Origin of the sequence: Peribacillus sp. NPDC096448, assembly GCF_044762675.1 — a bacterium.
In the GTDB taxonomy this organism is placed as follows: Bacteria; Bacillota; Bacilli; order Bacillales; family DSM-1321; genus Peribacillus; species Peribacillus frigoritolerans_B.
The window spans coordinates 1-18,698 of record NZ_JBIWEU010000018.1 but is presented as its reverse complement, the minus strand read 5'-3'; the positions used below and the strand labels follow the sequence as shown (position 1 = coordinate 18,698).

Genomic DNA, 18,698 nt, shown 5'->3' with positions numbered 1-18,698 from the left:
CCCACGAATAAAGGTTGCGAGTATCAATCGCAACCCCGTAGAAACAAATAGCAATTACATGGATTAGTCTTCGATGACAATACCCATGCTGCGAGCAGTACCTTCAACCATACGCATTGCAGCTTCAACGCTTGCAGCGTTTAGGTCAGGCATTTTAGTTTCAGCAATCTCGCGCACTTGATCACGCTTGACTGTAGCAACTTTATTACGGTTAGGTTCACCAGAACCAGACTCGATACCAGCTACTTTCTTAAGCAATACTGCAGCCGGTGGAGTTTTTGTAATGAATGTAAATGAACGGTCTTCAAATACCGTGATTTCAACAGGAATAATTAGACCAGCTTGATCTGCTGTACGAGCGTTGAACTCCTTACAGAATCCCATGATGTTTACACCAGCTTGACCTAATGCAGGACCGACTGGCGGTGCCGGATTCGCTTTACCAGCAGGAATTTGCAATTTAACCATTTTAATTACTTTTTTAGCCACGAGACACACCTCCTTATAAGTCCGTGATGTGGTAATAGGGTAATACCCTCCCACTCATCTTGAATTCTTTATATATAAATAAAGAATGCTTGTATCGTTGAGGCCTAAAAATTGAAACATACTGACCTTTGAAATTTTACCACTTTCAAAAGGCAATTTCAAGTTTTTTTCCGTTTATAATTTTTCCACTTGATTAAAATCAAGTTCAACCGGTGTATCACGGCCGAACATATTGACTAGGACCCTTACTTTCCCTTTGTCTTTATCAAGTTCTTCAATAGGTCCTGCAAAAGTTGCAAATGGTCCTTCTTTAACTTGAACCGTATCACCGATTTCAAAATCAACTTCGATTTTGCTTTCATCTACGCCCATTCGTTTAAGAACGACTTCAATTTCTTCAGGAAGCAATGCAGTCGGTTTTGACCCAGCTCCAGATGAACCCACGAAACCTGTTACGCCAGGTGTATTCCGGACAACATACCATGAATCATCCGTCATGATGATCTCAACCAACACATAACCTGGAAACACTTTCTTTTTGGTCACTTTCTTTTTTCCATCTTTCACTTCTGTTTCTTCTTCTTCTGGAACTACAACTCGAAAGATCTTGTCTTCCATCCCCATAGTTTCAACACGTTTTTCCAAGTTAGCCTTAACCTTGTTCTCATAACCTGAATAAGTGTGAACTACATACCAATTCTTTTCCATGTGTTAGGACTTTAACGTCCTTCCCTCCCTGCAATCAATCATTTTCTTTATTAATCTTTATCTTTGAACGTTTTAGCCAAAACCATACAGGCGTCATCCCGAACTAAACTAGAATATATTGTGATGATTCATATTACAGCAGCACTCGTTTTTGAACTTCTTCACTTATTAAAAAAGACAAATTAAAAAACCCGTTTCCGGGCTTTTCTGCTGACACATATTATTCTATCACTATTATACCTTATTTTCGAATCTCTTATTCAATAACTAAGCGAATTAATTCGGAAATACCCAAATCGACCACTGTAAAGAATAGAGCCATAAACAAGACAGTCGTTACTACCACAATTGTATATTTGGTAAGCTCCTTGCGTTTCGGCCAGCTTACTTTTTGCATTTCGCGAGCGACTCCGCTGAAAAATTCGGTAAAACGTTTCATGAATGTACCTCCAAGCATTAGAAGCTTCTGTCAATCTATTTATAAAACGGTTATTTCGTTTCTTTATGAATCGAGTGTGAGTTGCACGTACTGCAAAATTTCTTGATTTCCAGTCGTTCGCCGCTTGTCGATTGTTTGCTCTCATAACTATAATTTCTTGAACCGCAATCGGTGCAGGCAAGAACTATTTTCTTTCGCATTAGATACACCTATCCTATCTACTATATCCATAAAACCTTATCACGACTGTTTTTTATTGTCAATATCAAAGCGGGTTTCACCCATTAAGGACAACGCAAACCAAAACATCGGTTTACATCCTTTAAAAATCTTAGTGAATAATAAACTTCCATGTGGAGAAGGGACAGATGAAATTAAGCGGAAAAAGCGGAGGGATTATAAACTGATTTCCCTTACTTCCAGATAGCGCTCGAGCTTTCTTTTCACCCGCTGAAGGGCGTTGTCGATTGACTTAACATGCCGGTTCAACTCTTCCGAAATTTCTTGGTAGGTTTGTCCATCCAGGTAAAGAGCTAACACTTTTCTCTCAAGATCACTCAGGAGCTCGGCCATCTTTAATTCGATATCGTCAAACTCTTCTTGGTTGATGATCAGTTCTTCCGGGTCCAAGACTTTCGTACCCGATATGATATCCATTAGAGTTCGGTCCGATTCCTCATCATAAATTGGCTTGTCCAGGGAAACATAGGAATTGAGCGGAATATGTTTTTGACGTGTTGCTGTTTTGATAGCTGTAATGATCTGCCTCGTAATGCATAGTTCTGCAAATGCTTTAAAAGAAGATAACTTATCCCCTTTAAAATCACGGACGGCTTTATATAAACCAATCATACCTTCTTGCACGATGTCTTCCTTATCGGCACCAATCAAGAAATAAGTCCTTGCCTTCGCTCTTACAAAATTACGATACTTTTGGATCAAATAATCAAGCGCTTCACTGTCTCCAGTGTGCACCAACCCTATCAATTCATCATCCTCAAACTGAAGGTACTTTTCGTTCAGCTTCATTCCGAATTTGAGACCCACATTATATCCCCCTGACCTGACTCAGATAGAAATATTATACAGCAGGTAAATTTTACCCGTCAATGGTTCAAATTTTACCCCGGCGCCATTTTTCAAAAATTTCTGCCACTTCTTCACTTAAAGGAATTTTAGCAACGGGTCTTATCGTCGTTGTTTTTCTTACATCTTTCTTGATTTCGCCTTGAATTTCTTCCATTTCAATAAGCAGCTCACGAGCGGATTTCCTTAGGGCCCCTTGGCCAAAGATCACCCACTGTTCCGTAAAGTCAGAGGTTGCCACTTGAATTTGCGTTTTGACATTATTCAGTTCAATGGCCATCTTTTCTATTCTTTCATCCGCAGTCTCATTTTCTTTTGTAAAAATTACGTCAACTTTGTGATTTTTGAATATGCGGGCAATTCCCTGAACATATTGAGCATCAAATACGACAATTACACGGTATCCGGTAAATGCTTGATATTCCGCCATCATTTCTATCAATCGGTCTCTTGCAGCAGCAAGGTCGCGTTCTTTTAATTCTCTCAGTTCCGGCCAAGCTCCAATAATGTTATAACCGTCCACCAACAGAATATTCATTCCATCATTTCCCTAGAGGATTTCTTTTTCTGTAAACCTCATACATCAATAAACCGGCTGCTACCGATGCATTTAACGAAGTTACTTGTCCTGCCATTGGAAGACGGATGAGAAAATCACATTTATCCTTCATTAACCGGGCCATGCCTTTTCCTTCGCTGCCGATAACAAGTCCGATAGGCATCTTTCCGTCCATGTTACGGTAATCATCGCTGCCTTTCGCATCGGTACCGACTATCCATACCCCTCGCTCTTTCAATTCTTCCACTGCTCTTGCCAAATTTGTAACGCGAGCTACAGGAATATATTCGATTGCACCCGTCGAAGCTTTTGCCACTGTTGCCGTCAAACCCACCGCTCTTCTTTTTGGAATGATGATTCCATGGGCCCCGACAGCATCAGCCGTCCTCATGATCGAACCTAAATTATGCGGATCTTCAACCTCATCAAGGATCATGAAAAAAGGTGCTTCGTCCCGTTCAGCCGCTTTTGCGAATAAGTCATCCAGCTCCACATATTCATATGCAGCCACTTGTGCGACAACGCCTTGATGGATGCCTTCTACCATTTGGTCAATTTTTTTCTTCGGTACGATTTGCACGAATACCTTCTTTTCCTTCGCGAGACCGATGAGTGGTTGCATCGAGCCTTTTTGCGAGCCCTCGGCTATCCAAATTTTATTAATTTCCCGTTCGGAGCGAAGTGCTTCCAATACGGGGTTTCTGCCAATGATATATTCTTCGCTCATGGGTTACTCCCCTTTTCTTCTTCAATGTATTCAATGGATTTTTTGATGAGTTCTTCCATTCTTTCTATTCGACCGGATAAATACAAAAATCCCATAAGAGCCTCGAAGGCTGTACTGTAGCGATACGTTTGCACATCTGTATTCTTCGGTACAGTACCGGATTTTGCATTTCGGCCGCGCCTAACGACAGCGGATTCCTCTTCCGATAGCCAATCTGACTCCAGGAAGAAGTGGATGATTTTATTTTGCGCTTTAGCAGCTACAAAAGATGTAGCTTTTTTGTGAAGTAGATTGGGCTTGACCGCTCCTTTTTGAATGAGGTGATGCCGTATATACGTTTCGTATACAGCATCACCTATATATGCTAAAGCAAGACTGTTCAGCATTCTTGCATCTACCTTACTATCGTAATGAAGCATTAATTACCCTCTTTTCCATCTTGTACCTTGAGGGGTATCCTCTAATATGATATTCATGTTTTTCAAGCGATCTCGAATTTCATCAGATAACCCAAAATTGCGGTCTTTCCGTGCTTGAATTCTTTGCTGTATCAACCCTTCAATTTCTTCATCGAGAAGCCCCTCTTCTTCAAGGGACAAACCAAGGACAGAAAATAAGGTGTTGAATTTATCAAGGAAAGCATCAATCACTTCCTTGTCTGTGTTTTTCTCCATCAAGTAATAATTTGCCTGTTTGGAAAGTTCAAAAAGCACGGATATTGCATTAGCTGTATTGAAATCATCGTCCATTTCCTTAATGAATTGTTCATGTAAATCATTCAGCTTCTCCATCCAAACATCATTATTCTCAGTCAATCCGTCACTTACTTGAAGGCGATGCTTTAAATTTTGATAAGATGTCCTTAAACGTTCAAGTGACGCCCTTACATTTTCAAGCACTTCTTCACTATAATTGATGGGATGACGGTAATGTACAGATAACATAAAGAAGCGTAACACTTGTGGATCATGCTTCTTTATGATGTCATGCACAAGGACGAAATTGCCTAAGGACTTAGACATTTTTTCATTCTCAATATTTATATACCCGTTATGCATCCAATAATTCGCAAAGTTCTTACCCGTCAATGCCTCGGATTGTGCAATTTCATTTTCATGATGCGGGAATGCCAGATCTTGACCTCCTGCATGAATATCGATTGTATCCCCCAAATACTTTTTGACCATTGCGGAGCATTCGATATGCCAGCCAGGACGCCCCTTACCCCATGGGCTCTCCCAGGATATTTCATCATCCTTGGCCGCTTTCCAAAGGGCAAAATCAAGGGCATCTTGTTTTTTCTCCCCTATTTCAATACGTGCCCCAACTCGAAGCTCATCGATGGACTGATGTGAAAGCTTACCATATCCCTCAAACTTACGAGTGCGGTAATACACATCCCCTTCAGATTCATAAGCGAATCCTTTCTCGATTAATGCAGAGATGAATTCAATGATTGCATCCATGTTCTCCATTACGGTCGGGTGAGCGTCCGCTTTTTTGCAGCCTAATGCCGACACGTCTTCAAAATATGCCTTGATGAATCGCTCTGATATGGTCGGGACATCTTCCCCCAATTCTTTTGCCGCGCGAATCAGCTTATCATCCACGTCCGTGAAGTTCGAAACGAATTGCACATCATATCCACGGTAATCCAAATACCTCCGAACGGTATCGAATACGATTGCCGGTCTTGCATTGCCAATATGAATGTAATTATAGACAGTTGGTCCGCATACATACATCTTCACCTTTCCCTCTTCAATCGGGACGAAGGTTTCCTTTTTTCTTGTAGCTGTGTTATATAGTTTAATTGCCATATTATAGACTCCTTTCTTCCTGCTTCTGTTCAGCCAACCTCGCTCTTAAGGCCCTGATTTCACTATCCAATTCCTTAAAGCGATCAGCGATTGGATCAGGAAGATCACAATGATTTAGGTCTTTATTGATTTTGATACCATCTTGAATGACCACTTTACCTGGAATGCCCACCACTGTAGAATTAGGTGGCACTTCCTTTAAAACGACCGATCCTGCACCGATTTTTGAGTTTTCCCCAACAGTGATGGAACCCAGCACTTTTGCTCCTGTAGCTATCAAAACATTATCCTTTATCGTAGGATGACGTTTTCCCTTTTCCTTTCCTGTCCCCCCAAGGGTTACACCTTGAAAGACAGATACATTGTCGCCAATTTCACAAGTTTCGCCAATGACGATCCCCATTCCATGGTCAATAAAGAAACGACGGCCAATCGTAGCCCCTGGATGAATTTCAATTCCGGTAAAAAACCGGCTGATTTGAGATATGCTTCTCGCCAGAAAAAAGAATTTCCTCTTAAATAGTGCGTGAGCCATCCTATGACTCCAAATAGCATGCAAACCCGCGTACGTCAATATGACTTCCAAATAGCTGCGCGCAGCAGGATCTTGATCAAAAACCACTTCGATATCTTCTTTAAACATCTTTAACAAAATGATTCCCCCCTATGTTCCTTTTCCAACATCCCCTTTTGAAGCCTTTAAAGCATATAAAAAAGCGTCTCTGTCCAAATAGACAGAGACGCTTGAAGCGCGGTTCCACTCTGTTTGGAATGTACGAACCAGGTAAAACTTTCCCCTGTTTTTTCATCCCCAACTTTAATCCCTGTAACGGAGGACATTCCGCCTGTGCCTACTATAGGTTAGTTCAGCAAAGGACTCAAGGGTGCATTTCAGAAAACGAGAGGCCTGAACCACTTTCAGCAGGTTATGGTTCTCTCTAAAAAGCTTCGTTTACTTACTTCTCCCCATCTACGCGTTCTTTTGTAAGATTATTAAATACTATATTACATTTTCGACAAATTGTTAATATAAAATACTCTGAATACGCTGTTTAATTTTTTCCTTGCCCAGTAACGAAATTGCCTTAGGCAAGTCAGGACCATGTGTTTGACCCGTGACGGCAGCCCTTATCGGCATGAATAATTTTTTCCCTTTATGCCCTGTGCTTTTTTGTACGGCTTTAATCGACTTCTTGATTTCATCCGCATTAAATTCTTCAAGCCCTTCGATCTCCTGAAGGAAAGCTTTCATGACTTCCGGTACCTGTTCTTCAGCAAGCACTTCCTTAGCTTCTTGCTCGAACTCGACCTCATCCTTGAAGAACAGTTCAGAAAGCTCAACTATTTCCGCTCCATAGCTCATCTGCTCTTGAAAAAGTGAAACAAGACCATGTACCCACTCTTCTTCTTCGGCGGTCAGTGTCTCTGAAACCTTCCCGGCTTTAACTAAGTGAGGCAATGACAATTCCACTGCACGATTGACGTCCAATTGCTTCACATATTGGTTATTCATCCATGTAAGCTTTTGCTTATCGAAAAGTGCAGGTGATTTAGACAGCCGGTCAGCATCGAAAAGATTAATGAATTCTTCCTTCGTGAAAATCTCTTCCTCCCCGACCGGAGACCATCCCAGTAATGTAATGAAATTGAATAACGCTTCAGGTACATAACCAAGTTCTTCATATTGCTCAATGAATTGAATGATCGACTCATCACGTTTACTCAGTTTCTTCCTGCTTTCGTTTACAATCAGCGTCATATGTCCGAATACGGGCGGTTCCCAGCCGAAAGCTTCATAAATCATCAATTGTTTTGGAGTATTGGAGATATGATCATCACCGCGAAGGACATGGGAAATCTTCATCAAGTGATCATCGACGGCCACTGCAAAGTTATAAGTTGGAATGCCATCTTTTTTAACGATAACAAAATCACCAAAGCCATCCGTTTCAAATGAAACCTCATCCTTGACCATATCTTTGAAAGTAAGGACCTTCCCAGCTGGAACGGCAAAGCGAATGCTCGGTTTTCTTCCTTGAGCCACTAGTTCCGCTTGCTCTTCCTCAGTTAAATGCTTGCACTTCCCAGAATATTTTGGGGTTTCATTGCGTTCGACCTGTCCTTCACGCTCTGCTTCAAGCTCTTCTTCCGTACAATAGCATTTATATGCTAAACCCTTATCTAAAAGCTCTTGATACAATTCCTGATAAAGGTCGTTCCTTTCGGATTGACGATATGGCCCGTATTCACCGCCAACATCAACACCTTCATCCCAATCCATTCCAAGCCATTTCAAATATTTAAGCTGACTTTCCTCTCCGCCTTCAATATTTCTCTTTTGATCGGTATCTTCAATACGGATGATGAATTTCCCGCCTTTATTTCGTGCGTATAAATAATTAAATAAAGCAGTCCGTGCATTACCAATATGTAAATGTCCAGTCGGACTCGGTGCATAGCGAACTCGAATATCGCTGCTCATGATATATATAGACCTCCCAGTCGTTCAATTCTATTGTTTATATTATCATTTAAATACATTGGGATAAAGGCATCCACTCTAAAAACGATTTAGTTTGATTTGACCAATAAGACAACAGCCTGTGCTGCGATTCCTTCGCCCCTGCCTGTAAATCCAAGTTTCTCTGTAGTGGTCGCCTTTACATTAATCCTGTCTATCGAGGCATCTAAAAGTTCAGCAATCCTGCCTCGCATTTCCTCGATATACGGTGCCATTTTCGGGCTTTGTGCAATGATTGTACAGTCCGCATTGCCTAGGGAATATCCTTCTTTTTTTACGATCGCCCAAATATACTGCAGCAGTTTTGCCGAATCGGCATCTTTAAATTCAGGATCGGTATCTGGAAAATGCTTTCCTATATCCCCTGCACCAATTGCCCCCAAGCAGGCATCGGCAACAGTATGCAGAAGGACATCCGCATCCGAATGACCTAGCAGTCCTTTCTCATACGGAATCGTAATCCCGCCAATTATCAAAGGTCTGCCTTCCACAAGCTGATGAACGTCATATCCTTGTCCTATTCTAAACATATCATTCTCCCCAATCATCGTTTTCCATGTTGTTTATGTAAAATCGCTTCTGCAAAATAAAGGTCTTCCTGAGTCGTAATTTTAATATTATCATAATTGCCCTCAATAATAACTACCTGTTCATTGATCCGCTCTAGTAAACTTGCATCGTCCGTCCCTAAAAATGCTTCAGCTTCTGCCTGTTCATACGCACTTTTTAATATGGATACACGAAAAGCTTGTGGAGTTTGCACCGCCCACAAGCTTGATCGTTCCACTGTTTCCAATACCTTTTTGTTTGCCGCTTTTTTAATCGTATCCTTAACGGGCACTGCAATTACGGCACCTCCATGAAGGGAGGCGGCAGCAGTCAATTCACTGATTTGCCCTAGATTAATAAAAGGGCGGGCACCGTCATGGACCAGGATGATGTCTTCTTCTGCATGTTGCAGTCCATTATAAACGCTTTGTTGGCGCTCCTTGCCACCCATGACCAGTTTCTTGACCTTTTTAAGCCCATACGCTGCTATCAATTGATTGAAATAATCCTTTTCTGCCGGGTTTATCGAAAGGATAATCCCCCGACAGTCAGGATCTTCTTCGAAGACACGCAGTGTATAAACAATGATCGGGATACCCGATAGTTCAATAAAAAGTTTATTCTTGCCCGCCTTCATTCTTTTGCCTTGTCCAGCTGCAGGTATCACTACTTCATAAAACATAACGGTTTCTCCTACTCTTCTTTATAATGCTTTTTCTAATAGTTTAGGTTTAGCGAAAATCATCCGGCCTGCAGAGGTTTGCAATACACTAGTGACAAGTACATCGATCCGTTTCCCGATATGGTCACGGCCACCTTCGACAACGATCATGGTGCCATCGTCCAAATAAGCGATGCCCTGGTTCTGCTCTTTCCCGTCCTTGATGACCTGAACATTCATCTCTTCTCCAGGAAGTACAACAGGTTTTACGGCATTGGCCAGGTCATTGATATTAAGTACCGCCACATTTTGAAACTCGCATACTTTGTTTAAATTGAAATCATTTGTAACGACCATTCCGCCCGATATTTTGGCAAGCTTCACTAGTTTACTGTCCACTTCCTGAATGTCTTCAAAATCCCCCTCATACATCTCCACTTTAATCGGAAGGTCTTTTTGAATCCGATTCAAGATATCCAAACCGCGTCTTCCACGATTCCTTTTCAATGCATCAGATGAATCGGCAATGTGCTGCAGTTCGTTTAATACGAATTGAGGAATGACTATGGTACCCTCAAGAAAGCCTGTCTGACAAATATCCGCAATTCTACCATCAATGATGACACTTGTATCGAGAATCTTCAGGCGCTTGCTATACCCTTCTTCATCCTCCTCGCTTGCTTCACCATCCGTGTTCTTTTTCTTATTGCTTTTCGTGAATAAACTCAATAGCTCATCACGTTTTTTAAAGCCCACCTGAAAACCAAGATATCCAAATAAAAGCGTAAGGATGATAGGAACCACCTTGATGGCACTGAAGGCGGAGCCAACCAAGAACGCCGCAAGCAGTCCCACTAAAAGACCGAGGCTGCCAAAGATTATATCCGTAATCGGTATCTTTACAAGCTGTTCCTCCAGCCACTTCATAAAATAGATCACATGATCTACTGCCCAAAAAGTTATAAGATAAAAGATAATGGCACCCAACAGTACACTTACATAAGGATTGTTTAATAAAGCAATATCGTCTGCATGTAAAACAATTAATAATTCCGGAATAAGTAACATAGCAAGTGTTCCGCCGACTATTAAGAAGCATGCTTGTATAATGCGTTTTAACATCCCTTTCACCTCCTTCTACTCATTATTGACCAATAAAATAAAATGAAACCTTCGAAAATTCGTTTTCATTATATACGTTAAATTCACTTAAGGAATTAGTGGATTTACAAATAAGAATTCTTCTCTTTTACGTAATATTAGCCTAGCACCCTGAGTTTTGAGTGTCAAAAATAAACACCAATCAATTTCAAGCTGGTTAAGGTGATTTAAAAGGCCAGCTGCACCTTACATCCTTCTATTTGTGACAAGCTGATTTTTTAAAATGCGGAGTCCTTCTTTGATTTTATTGGCCCGGACTTCGCCTATACCCTCCACATCGTCAAGGTTTTCAACCGTAGCTTTATTGACTTCACTAAAGCTTCCGAACTGTTTCACTAAATTTTCGATGATCAAACCTGGCAAGCGTGGGATTTTATGAAGAATACGGTAACCACGGGGATGTACTGACTCATCAAGATGTATGTATCCATGATAGCCCAGCACCTTCAGAAGAATGCTTTCATCCAGTTTTTCCTGCATGGCCAACTCTTGTAGCCTAAAAATGATTTCCTCGGGATTTTCATCATTACTGGAGGTATAATCCTTGATAAGCCATTTCCCTTCCGTTTCAATATCTGCCAGGATTTCATTCATTTGCAAACGGATCAACCTTCCTTCCGTACCAAGCTCATTAAGATATGTTAGTAGCTCCGCCTTGATCCTGAGCACCATCACATAACGGTGGAATACCTGCAAAAGATCGGCATAGGTCACGATTTCCTCAAACTCGAGAGCTCCTAAAACCGATATGCTCTGCTGCAGGACCACCTTGTATTTTTCCAAGGTCTGGATGGCTAAATTAGCCTTGGCAAGTATGACTCCTATATCTTTAAGGGCATACCGGAAATTGCCTTGATATAAAGTGATGACATTCCGGCGTTGTGAGATTGCCACGACCAACGACTTGGTCTCCCTTGCCACCCGTTCCGCTGTCCTATGCCGCATTCCCGTTTCAGTGGAAGGTGTACTGTTATCAGGCACTAATTGGGCATTTGCGAAAATGATCTTATCGGCTGTTTCATTTAAAATGATGGCCCCGTCCATCTTCGCCAACTCATATAATGTGCTGGGGGTACAGCTGCAGTTGATTTCGAAGCCGCCATCCACGATCGTCCGCACCTTCTCGTTATATCCGACCACTATCAAACCGCCCGTGTTTGCCCTCAGGACATTTTCAATACCCTCCCGAAGCGGGGTACCCGGAGCTACGATTTGCAGAATTTCCAATTTTGTTTTCTCATACCCTTTTTTATCTGTCATACTTAACCCCCTAACGATTGTTTAAGAGCCTCCGAAACCGATGAAACACCAATGATCTTAATACCTTTCGGCGCGGTCCACCCTCCTATATTATTAGCCGGTATGATAACCCGCTCAAACCCTAATTTCGCTGCTTCCTGCACCCTTTGTTCAATTCGTGACACCCTTCTCACTTCCCCAGTCAGCCCCACTTCACCAATGATGCAATCGGCAGGGTTTGTTGGTTTATCCCGGAAGCTTGATGCAATGCTTATTGCGACAGCGAGGTCAATTGCCGGTTCATCCAGCTTGACACCACCAGCAACCTTTAAATACGCATCTTGGTTTTGGAGCAGCAAGCCCACTCTCTTTTCCAGAACAGCCATTAAAAGCGAAACACGATTGTGGTCAATTCCCGTGGCCATCCGCCTCGGATTGCCAAAGCTCGTAGGTGAAATCAATGCTTGAATTTCGACAAGCACCGGCCTTGTGCCCTCCATGGATGCGACGACTGTGGACCCCGAAGCTCCTTGCGACCGCTCTTCAAGGAAAATTTCCGATGGATTCGCTACCTCTTCCAATCCATGTTCTTTCATTTCAAAAATACCCATCTCATTCGTCGAACCAAAGCGATTTTTAACCGCACGTATAATTCGATATGTATGGTGTCTCTCACCTTCAAAATATAATACGGTGTCAACCATGTGCTCAAGCAGCCGTGGTCCCGCAATGGCCCCTTCCTTTGTAACGTGTCCGACGATGAAAATCGCAATCCCATTCGTTTTAGCAATGCGCATGAGTGAGGCTGTGCATTCCCTCACTTGTGAAACGCTTCCCGGGGCAGATGTAACCTCCGAATGGTAAACCGTTTGAATGGAGTCAATAATGACCAAATCCGGTTTTACATCTGTAATTGCCTGTTGGATATAGTCCATATCGGTTTCAGCATAAACGAATAGATTTTCCGACATGGTCCCAAGCCGGTCCGCTCTCAATTTGGTCTGCTTGACTGATTCTTCACCTGATATATAAAGCACTTTTTTCTGTTTATGCGCCAATTGGGATGATACCTGTAAAAGCAGGGTGGACTTACCGATACCCGGGTCCCCTCCGATCAATACAAGTGACCCCTGTACGATCCCGCCCCCAAGAGCACGATTCAATTCCATTAAATCCGTCTTAATCCTTGGTTCTTTTTCTGATTGAATAGTCGTTATGGGTGCCGCCTTCTCCCGTTCCCCGGAACCTCTAACCTCTGAATGGGTAAAAGCGCCTTTTCTAGCAGGTTTAATGATTTCGGTTTCCTCGACCATTTTGTTCCATTCACCGCATCCTGGGCATTTCCCCATCCATTTCGCGGACTCATAACCACAAGACTGACACATAAATTTTGTTTTCTTTTTTACAGCCATAAATTACTCCTCTTCCTTTGGAAAAAATATCTATATTAAGGATATTATATCTCTGTTTTATTTAAACCTTCCTAAGGCTAAGTTTTTTTAAAAAAATATTCACTTTGCTTGTCCCCTTTATACTCATATCTACCTATAGATAAAAAACAGAGGTACACTGCAAAAGAATCTGCGTGTACCTCGAAGTTTAGGCTCAGGTTATTCACTTACATTAACAGGCTCGCCTTGTCGGATTGCAAACTCATTATTCACGACATCCATTACGACCGTTTGCCCTTTTTTCACGTTGCCCTTAAGCAACTCTTCGGATAGATAATCTTCTACATGCTTCTGAAGCGCCCTGCGGATTGGCCTTGCCCCATATTCCGGATCAAAACCTTCCGTAGCAATTTTTTCTCTAGCCGCATCTGTCAGCTCCAAGTATATCTCCTGTTCTTTCAAACGGGTAGTAAGCTGATTTGACATTAATGTAACGATTTGTTTCAAATGATCCTTCTCTAATGAGTGGAACACGATTGTTTCATCAATACGATTCAGGAATTCCGGACGGAATGCACGTTTGAGTTCTTCCATCACTTTCCCTTTCATATTTTTATAGTCCTGCCCAGTATCCTGGATGTTAAAGCCGACATACTTATCAGTTTTCAAGGCCGACGCCCCTACATTCGATGTCATAATCAGAATGGTATTCCTGAAATCGACAGTACGCCCCTTGGAATCCGTCAGTCTTCCATCTTCCAATACTTGAAGAAGAATATTGAAAACATCCGGATGCGCCTTTTCTATTTCATCAAGCAGAACGACGGAGTATGGTTTCCTCCGCACTTTTTCCGTTAACTGACCGCCTTCTTCGTATCCAACATATCCTGGAGGCGATCCAACAAGACGTGAAGTCGAATGTTTCTCCATATATTCGGACATATCGATGCGGATCATGGCATCTTCATCACCAAAAATGGATTCAGCTAAAGCACGGGCTAGCTCGGTTTTACCTACCCCTGTTGGCCCCAAGAAGATGAATGAACCAATTGGACGTTTAGGATCTTTCAAACCTGCCCTTGCACGTCTTACTGCTTTAGAAACCGCAATGACGGCCTCTTCCTGCCCAATTACACGATCATGGAGAATTGACTCCATATTAAGCAGTTTGTCTGACTCGGTTTGTGCCAATTTAGTGACTGGCACTCCCGTCCAGCTGGATACGACGTGTGCAATGTCATCCACAGTCACTTCACTGTTCTCCTGCCCTTGTTTTTCTTTCCAAGTTTTTTTCGTTTCTTCTAATTGTTCTCTTAAGCGTTGTTCTGTATCGCGAAGCGAAGCAGCTTTTTCAAATTCCTGACTCTGAACGGAAGCATCCTTTTCCTTGCGAACATCATCTAGCTTCACTTCAAGTTCCTTTAGGTTAGGTGGCGTTGTGTATGAGCGCAGCCTAACCTTGGAACCTGCTTCATCAATCAAGTCAATCGCTTTATCCGGTAAAAAGCGATCGGATATATAACGGTCTGATAATTTGACTGCAGCATCAATCGCTTCGTCAGTAATCGATACGCGGTGATGTGCCTCATAACGGTCACGCAGCCCTTTGAGAATTTGGATGGATTCCTCAATAGTCGGCTCATCGACTTGGATCGGCTGGAAGCGACGTTCAAGGGCAGCATCCTTTTCAATATACTTGCGGTACTCATCCAAAGTTGTAGCACCGATACATTGTAATTCACCACGGGCCAATGATGGTTTAAGGATATTGGAGGCATCGATGGCACCTTCTGCACCACCTGCACCAATCAATGTATGCAATTCATCGATGAATAGGATGATATTACCCGCCTGACGTATTTCATCCATGACTTTCTTCAACCGGTCCTCAAATTCACCACGGTATTTAGTGCCAGCCACAACAGTACCCATATCAAGGGTCATTACGCGCTTATCACGTAAAATCTCAGGTACCTCATTATTGATAATCTGTTGGGCAAGCCCTTCAGCAATGGCTGTTTTACCAACGCCAGGTTCACCGATCAATACTGGGTTATTTTTTGTACGACGGCTTAATACCTCAATGACACGCTGTATTTCCTTACTTCTTCCGATAACCGGATCCAAGCTTCCTTCCCTGGCAATCGCCGTTAAATCACGGGCAAGGCCATCCAGTGTCGGCGTGCTTGCATTTGCAGCGGCTGAACCTTGATGACCACCTGATTCATTGCTGCCCAAAAGTTGTAATACTTGTTGTCGAGCTTTATTTAAACTTACTCCCAGATTATTCAACACGCGGGCAGCTACACCTTCCCCTTCTCGTATAAGACCTAGAAGAACATGCTCTGTCCCAACATATGAGTGACCTAATTTTCTTGCTTCATCCATGGAAAGCTCAATGACTTTCTTGGCTCTTGGGGTATAATGTATCGTTTGAGCCGTATCCTGTCCACGGCCAATTAAATTCTCCACTTCTTTCTGAATCTTCTCCGGACCCAATCCAAGAGCATATAACGCTTTGGCTGCAATACCATCACCTTCTCGGACCAGGCCCAGTAATATATGTTCCGTGCCAATATTATTATGACCTAAACGGATTGCCTCTTCTTGGGCTAATGCTAATACTTTCTGGGCTCTTTCAGTAAAACGACCAAACATCATAGGGAATTCCTCCTTAAGAATTTTCGTTTTTGAATAAAGTTGCTGGCAATTCTCTAAGTAATGGCAGGAGCTTCTTCTTGCTCCATATCTATTACATGAAATTTAATACTCCCTAAAGGGGTCAATGACCTCTATGAGGAGGAGGGTTCCGTGAAATTCAAGCGTTCCCGGATGAGTGCTGCTCTACGGATATCCCTTTCATGGGGTCTTAAAGGGCCACCTGCGTACTTTTGTAAAAATCCCGGCTGCGTCAAAATCATCAATTCATTTAGAATGCTTTTGGAAATATTCTTTATATACCCAAGATCTATCCCTAACCTAACATCCGAGATACATGTAGCCGCTTCCTTGGTCTCGATGATTCGAGCATTGGACAAAATCCCATATGAACGGAAAATTCTATCTTCTAATTGTATGTGGGAAGTCCTTGCTAATGCATCCCTCGCTGACCGTTCCTGGGCTATGATTTGTTGCACTACACTTGTTAGATCTTCAACGATATCCCTTTCCGATTTTCCAAGAGTAATTTGATTGGAAATTTGAAAAATATTCCCCAACGCTTGACTTCCCTCTCCATAAATCCCTCGAACCACCAACCCCAATTGGTTGATAGCCGGTATGATATTATTCATCTGCTGTGTAAGGACCAGGCCCGGCAGATGCATCATGACCGAAGCCCTTAATCCTGTTCCCACATTAGTCGGACAACTGGTTAGGTACCCTCTTTCTTCATCATATGCATAGTCTATGGATTCTTCAATCCAATCGTCAAGAACATTTGCAATCTTTAAGGTTTCCTTTAGCTGCAACCCGGACATTAAACATTGAATACGGAGATGGTCCTCTTCGTTTATCATGATACTTATTTCTTCATTTTCCGAGAGGAGACATGCGCTTTTCGCTGAATCTTCAACTAAATGAGGACTGATTAAATGTTTTTCAACTAGAACGCGCTTTTCCAGTGGCTGCAATTGGTCAATCTCTAATAGTTCCAGTTTTCCAATCTCTGGGGTTACTTCCTCTTCGATTCTTTTTTTGACCAATTCAATGATTTCTTTAGCTTCTTCGTTAGAAAAGGAGGTTGGGAAGGTAAAGTCTTTGAAATTCCTGGCCAGCCGAATCCGGGAACTCAATACAATATCGATTTCCGGCCCTTCGGCATTCATCCAGGAACTCAAGGCGTTTTCTACAAACTTTTCCAAGCTCATAATTCCTCGCCTCCCTCTTGTGCATCATACCTTTTTTCAAGGGAACGAACCTTATCTCTTACCTCTGCCGCTTTCTCAAACTCCTCTTGATCAATGTGGACCTTTAAAACTTCTTTCAAATCCAAAATTTGCTTTCGAAGATATATGGTGCCACCAATCCTTTTTGGAATCTTCCCTATATGTGCTGTATTGCCGCTATGAACCCTTTTTAAAATGGGATTTAACTGTTCATTGAACGTTTTATAACATTCGGCACAGCCAAACTTACCAATATGGACAAATTCTTTATAAGATCGATGACAATGCGGGCAACGCCTCTCTTCCGTTTTAGGAAATGCATTTGCCTTTGTCTGTTGAATATTCGACTCCATATTCAACAATCCTGCTAATAAATTATTTATTGAAAAACCAGGTCCCCCTGCTTCCATGAACATTTCACCTTTTTCCTGAGCACATTTCTCACAAATCATGACTTCAGTCTTTTTTCCATTGATGATTTTGGTGAAGTGCAGAGTAGCAGGCCTTTGATGACATTCTTGGCAAATCAACGTTCATCACCTCTGCCAGTTTCATTTATATTTTAAAGTCGTAAGCATCGCAGTTAAAATTCTTGCCCTAAGCTCATCGCGGTCAGGTAGGTCGATATAAATCACCGATCTATCTATGACGCTCATCATAATCTTTGCTTCTCTTTCATTAATGACATCTTCATTCATCAGCCGTGAAATTACTCCCTCAGCCATCGATTGAGTTACCCTGGAACCAATTAGAGATAATAATTGGTTGATAAGTTGCACGGAATCCTGTGATTCCACTTTCATAATGCGTATATAACCGCCGCCTCCACGCTTACTCTCTACAACATAACCTCTCTCGATGGTAAACCTGGTATTGATTACGTAATTGATTTGAGAAGGAACACACTGAAATTTATCTGCTATTTCACTTCTTTTAATCTCCAAGATATCTTTTTGACTTATTTCAAGTACTTGCTTCAAATAAGTTTCGATAACATCAGATATGTTTCTCACTCAGCCTCCTCCATTCTGACTTTGACTATATTTGACTATTATTATACAAGGAATAATGCATTTTGCAACTTAAACGCACTTTCTTTCTGTAATATCCATTTTCTCCAAATTATATGTAGTTACATACCCCATTGAACATTAAAGTTGAAATATCTTACATAAATACCCTAAAAAAATAGATGCAAAACCTGATATTTTTCTTCTCCTTAAAGTTTCCCCACTTAAATTCTGCCCAATTTCCCCAGTTCACCCATTCCTCCTCGATATTGTAACCAATTCAAATAAGGCTAGCCCCATGCTGCCCCAGAAAATGAAGAACCCTTTTTAATTACAAACATCAAAAAAGACCAGCCGATGGCTGATCTTTTTAAATGGCTTGGCGGCGTCCTACTCTCACAGGGGGAAACCCCCAACTACCATCGGCGCTGAAGAGCTTAACTGCCGTGTT

20 protein-coding genes, 1 rRNA gene and 1 other annotated feature are annotated in these 18,698 nt (G+C 42.0%); all 21 genes read right to left on the bottom strand.

All coding sequences use genetic code 11. From position 1 onward, the window contains the following. Positions 1 to 63 precede the first annotated feature (63 nt). Positions 64 to 489: a 50S ribosomal protein L11 gene (gene rplK, locus ACIQ0C_RS22640; protein ID WP_034305057.1), complete on the bottom strand. Its 426-nt coding sequence runs from the start codon at positions 487 to 489 to the stop codon at positions 64 to 66. Positions 490 to 663: 174 nt separating this feature from the next. Further along, positions 664 to 1,197 carry a transcription termination/antitermination protein NusG gene (gene nusG, locus ACIQ0C_RS22635; RefSeq protein ID WP_048677866.1) on the bottom strand — a complete coding sequence of 178 codons (534 nt, stop codon included), beginning with the start codon at positions 1,195 to 1,197 and terminating at the stop codon, positions 664 to 666. A 256-nt stretch (positions 1,198 to 1,453) separates the two neighbouring features. Continuing rightward, on the bottom strand, positions 1,454 to 1,636 hold the full coding sequence (secE, locus tag ACIQ0C_RS22630; protein WP_214751063.1) for a preprotein translocase subunit SecE: 183 nt from the start codon (positions 1,634 to 1,636) through the stop codon (positions 1,454 to 1,456). 50 nt (positions 1,637 to 1,686) lie between these two features. Then, the gene (gene rpmG, locus ACIQ0C_RS22625) at positions 1,687 to 1,836 is read right to left on the bottom strand and encodes a 50S ribosomal protein L33 (protein ID WP_081113075.1); all 150 of its coding nucleotides are present in this window, start codon (positions 1,834 to 1,836) and stop codon (positions 1,687 to 1,689) included. 196 nt (positions 1,837 to 2,032) lie between these two features. Beyond that, positions 2,033 to 2,665 (bottom strand): RNA polymerase sporulation sigma factor SigH, encoded by a 633-nt coding sequence (sigH, locus tag ACIQ0C_RS22620; RefSeq protein WP_094246690.1) that lies wholly within the window; start codon positions 2,663 to 2,665, stop codon positions 2,033 to 2,035. A gap of 85 nt (positions 2,666 to 2,750) precedes the next feature. Beyond that, entirely contained in the window at positions 2,751 to 3,260 is a 510-nt protein-coding gene (locus ACIQ0C_RS22615; protein ID WP_034305067.1) for an NYN domain-containing protein, read from the bottom strand. A 4-nt stretch (positions 3,261 to 3,264) separates the two neighbouring features. Further along, positions 3,265 to 4,008 (bottom strand): 23S rRNA (guanosine(2251)-2'-O)-methyltransferase RlmB, encoded by a 744-nt coding sequence (rlmB, locus tag ACIQ0C_RS22610; RefSeq protein WP_402843052.1) that lies wholly within the window; start codon positions 4,006 to 4,008, stop codon positions 3,265 to 3,267. Further along, positions 4,005 to 4,427 carry a Mini-ribonuclease 3 gene (locus tag ACIQ0C_RS22605; RefSeq protein WP_402843055.1) on the bottom strand — a complete coding sequence of 141 codons (423 nt, stop codon included), beginning with the start codon at positions 4,425 to 4,427 and terminating at the stop codon, positions 4,005 to 4,007. The genes rlmB and ACIQ0C_RS22605 overlap by 4 nt, the downstream gene beginning before the upstream one ends. A 3-nt stretch (positions 4,428 to 4,430) precedes the next feature. Further along, positions 4,431 to 5,828, bottom strand: coding sequence for a cysteine--tRNA ligase (gene cysS, locus ACIQ0C_RS22600; protein ID WP_403064236.1), 1,398 nt, complete (start codon positions 5,826 to 5,828; stop codon positions 4,431 to 4,433). A 1-nt stretch (position 5,829) separates the two neighbouring features. Continuing rightward, positions 5,830 to 6,480 (bottom strand): serine O-acetyltransferase, encoded by a 651-nt coding sequence (cysE, locus tag ACIQ0C_RS22595; RefSeq protein WP_034305073.1) that lies wholly within the window; start codon positions 6,478 to 6,480, stop codon positions 5,830 to 5,832. Between the two features lie 81 nt (positions 6,481 to 6,561). Further along, positions 6,562 to 6,810, bottom strand: a binding site (T-box leader). Positions 6,811 to 6,852: 42 nt separating this feature from the next. Next, positions 6,853 to 8,310 (bottom strand): glutamate--tRNA ligase, encoded by a 1,458-nt coding sequence (gltX, locus tag ACIQ0C_RS22590; RefSeq protein WP_402843062.1) that lies wholly within the window; start codon positions 8,308 to 8,310, stop codon positions 6,853 to 6,855. A gap of 89 nt (positions 8,311 to 8,399) precedes the next feature. Beyond that, positions 8,400 to 8,879, bottom strand: a complete 480-nt coding sequence (ispF, locus tag ACIQ0C_RS22585) for a 2-C-methyl-D-erythritol 2,4-cyclodiphosphate synthase (protein WP_034305078.1) — start codon at positions 8,877 to 8,879, stop codon at positions 8,400 to 8,402. Positions 8,880 to 8,893: 14 nt separating this feature from the next. Continuing rightward, the gene (gene ispD, locus ACIQ0C_RS22580; RefSeq protein WP_403064233.1) at positions 8,894 to 9,580 is read right to left on the bottom strand and encodes a 2-C-methyl-D-erythritol 4-phosphate cytidylyltransferase; all 687 of its coding nucleotides are present in this window, start codon (positions 9,578 to 9,580) and stop codon (positions 8,894 to 8,896) included. A 21-nt stretch (positions 9,581 to 9,601) separates the two neighbouring features. Continuing rightward, the gene (locus ACIQ0C_RS22575; RefSeq protein WP_403064230.1) at positions 9,602 to 10,681 is read right to left on the bottom strand and encodes a PIN/TRAM domain-containing protein; all 1,080 of its coding nucleotides are present in this window, start codon (positions 10,679 to 10,681) and stop codon (positions 9,602 to 9,604) included. A 225-nt stretch (positions 10,682 to 10,906) separates the two neighbouring features. Further along, the gene (gene disA, locus ACIQ0C_RS22570; RefSeq protein ID WP_402843070.1) at positions 10,907 to 11,980 is read right to left on the bottom strand and encodes a DNA integrity scanning diadenylate cyclase DisA; all 1,074 of its coding nucleotides are present in this window, start codon (positions 11,978 to 11,980) and stop codon (positions 10,907 to 10,909) included. Between the two features lie 2 nt (positions 11,981 to 11,982). Continuing rightward, on the bottom strand, positions 11,983 to 13,371 hold the full coding sequence (radA, locus tag ACIQ0C_RS22565; RefSeq protein ID WP_402843072.1) for a DNA repair protein RadA: 1,389 nt from the start codon (positions 13,369 to 13,371) through the stop codon (positions 11,983 to 11,985). Between the two features lie 198 nt (positions 13,372 to 13,569). Further along, complete coding sequence (gene clpC, locus ACIQ0C_RS22560) at positions 13,570 to 16,011, bottom strand: ATP-dependent protease ATP-binding subunit ClpC (protein ID WP_034305090.1); 2,442 nt, start codon at positions 16,009 to 16,011, stop codon at positions 13,570 to 13,572. 131 nt (positions 16,012 to 16,142) lie between these two features. Further along, the gene (gene mcsB / locus ACIQ0C_RS22555) at positions 16,143 to 17,219 is read right to left on the bottom strand and encodes a protein-arginine kinase McsB (protein WP_402843074.1); all 1,077 of its coding nucleotides are present in this window, start codon (positions 17,217 to 17,219) and stop codon (positions 16,143 to 16,145) included. After that, positions 17,216 to 17,767, bottom strand: coding sequence for a protein-arginine kinase activator protein McsA (gene mcsA / locus ACIQ0C_RS22550; RefSeq protein ID WP_402843077.1), 552 nt, complete (start codon positions 17,765 to 17,767; stop codon positions 17,216 to 17,218). Before mcsA ends, mcsB begins: the two co-directional genes overlap by 4 nt. Positions 17,768 to 17,788: 21 nt before the next feature. Continuing rightward, a complete protein-coding gene (locus tag ACIQ0C_RS22545; RefSeq protein WP_048677843.1) occupies positions 17,789 to 18,250 on the bottom strand; it encodes a CtsR family transcriptional regulator in 462 nt (153 codons plus the stop codon). 374 nt (positions 18,251 to 18,624) lie between these two features. Next, positions 18,625 to 18,698, bottom strand: a 5S ribosomal RNA gene (rrf, locus tag ACIQ0C_RS27305); the annotation flags it as partial.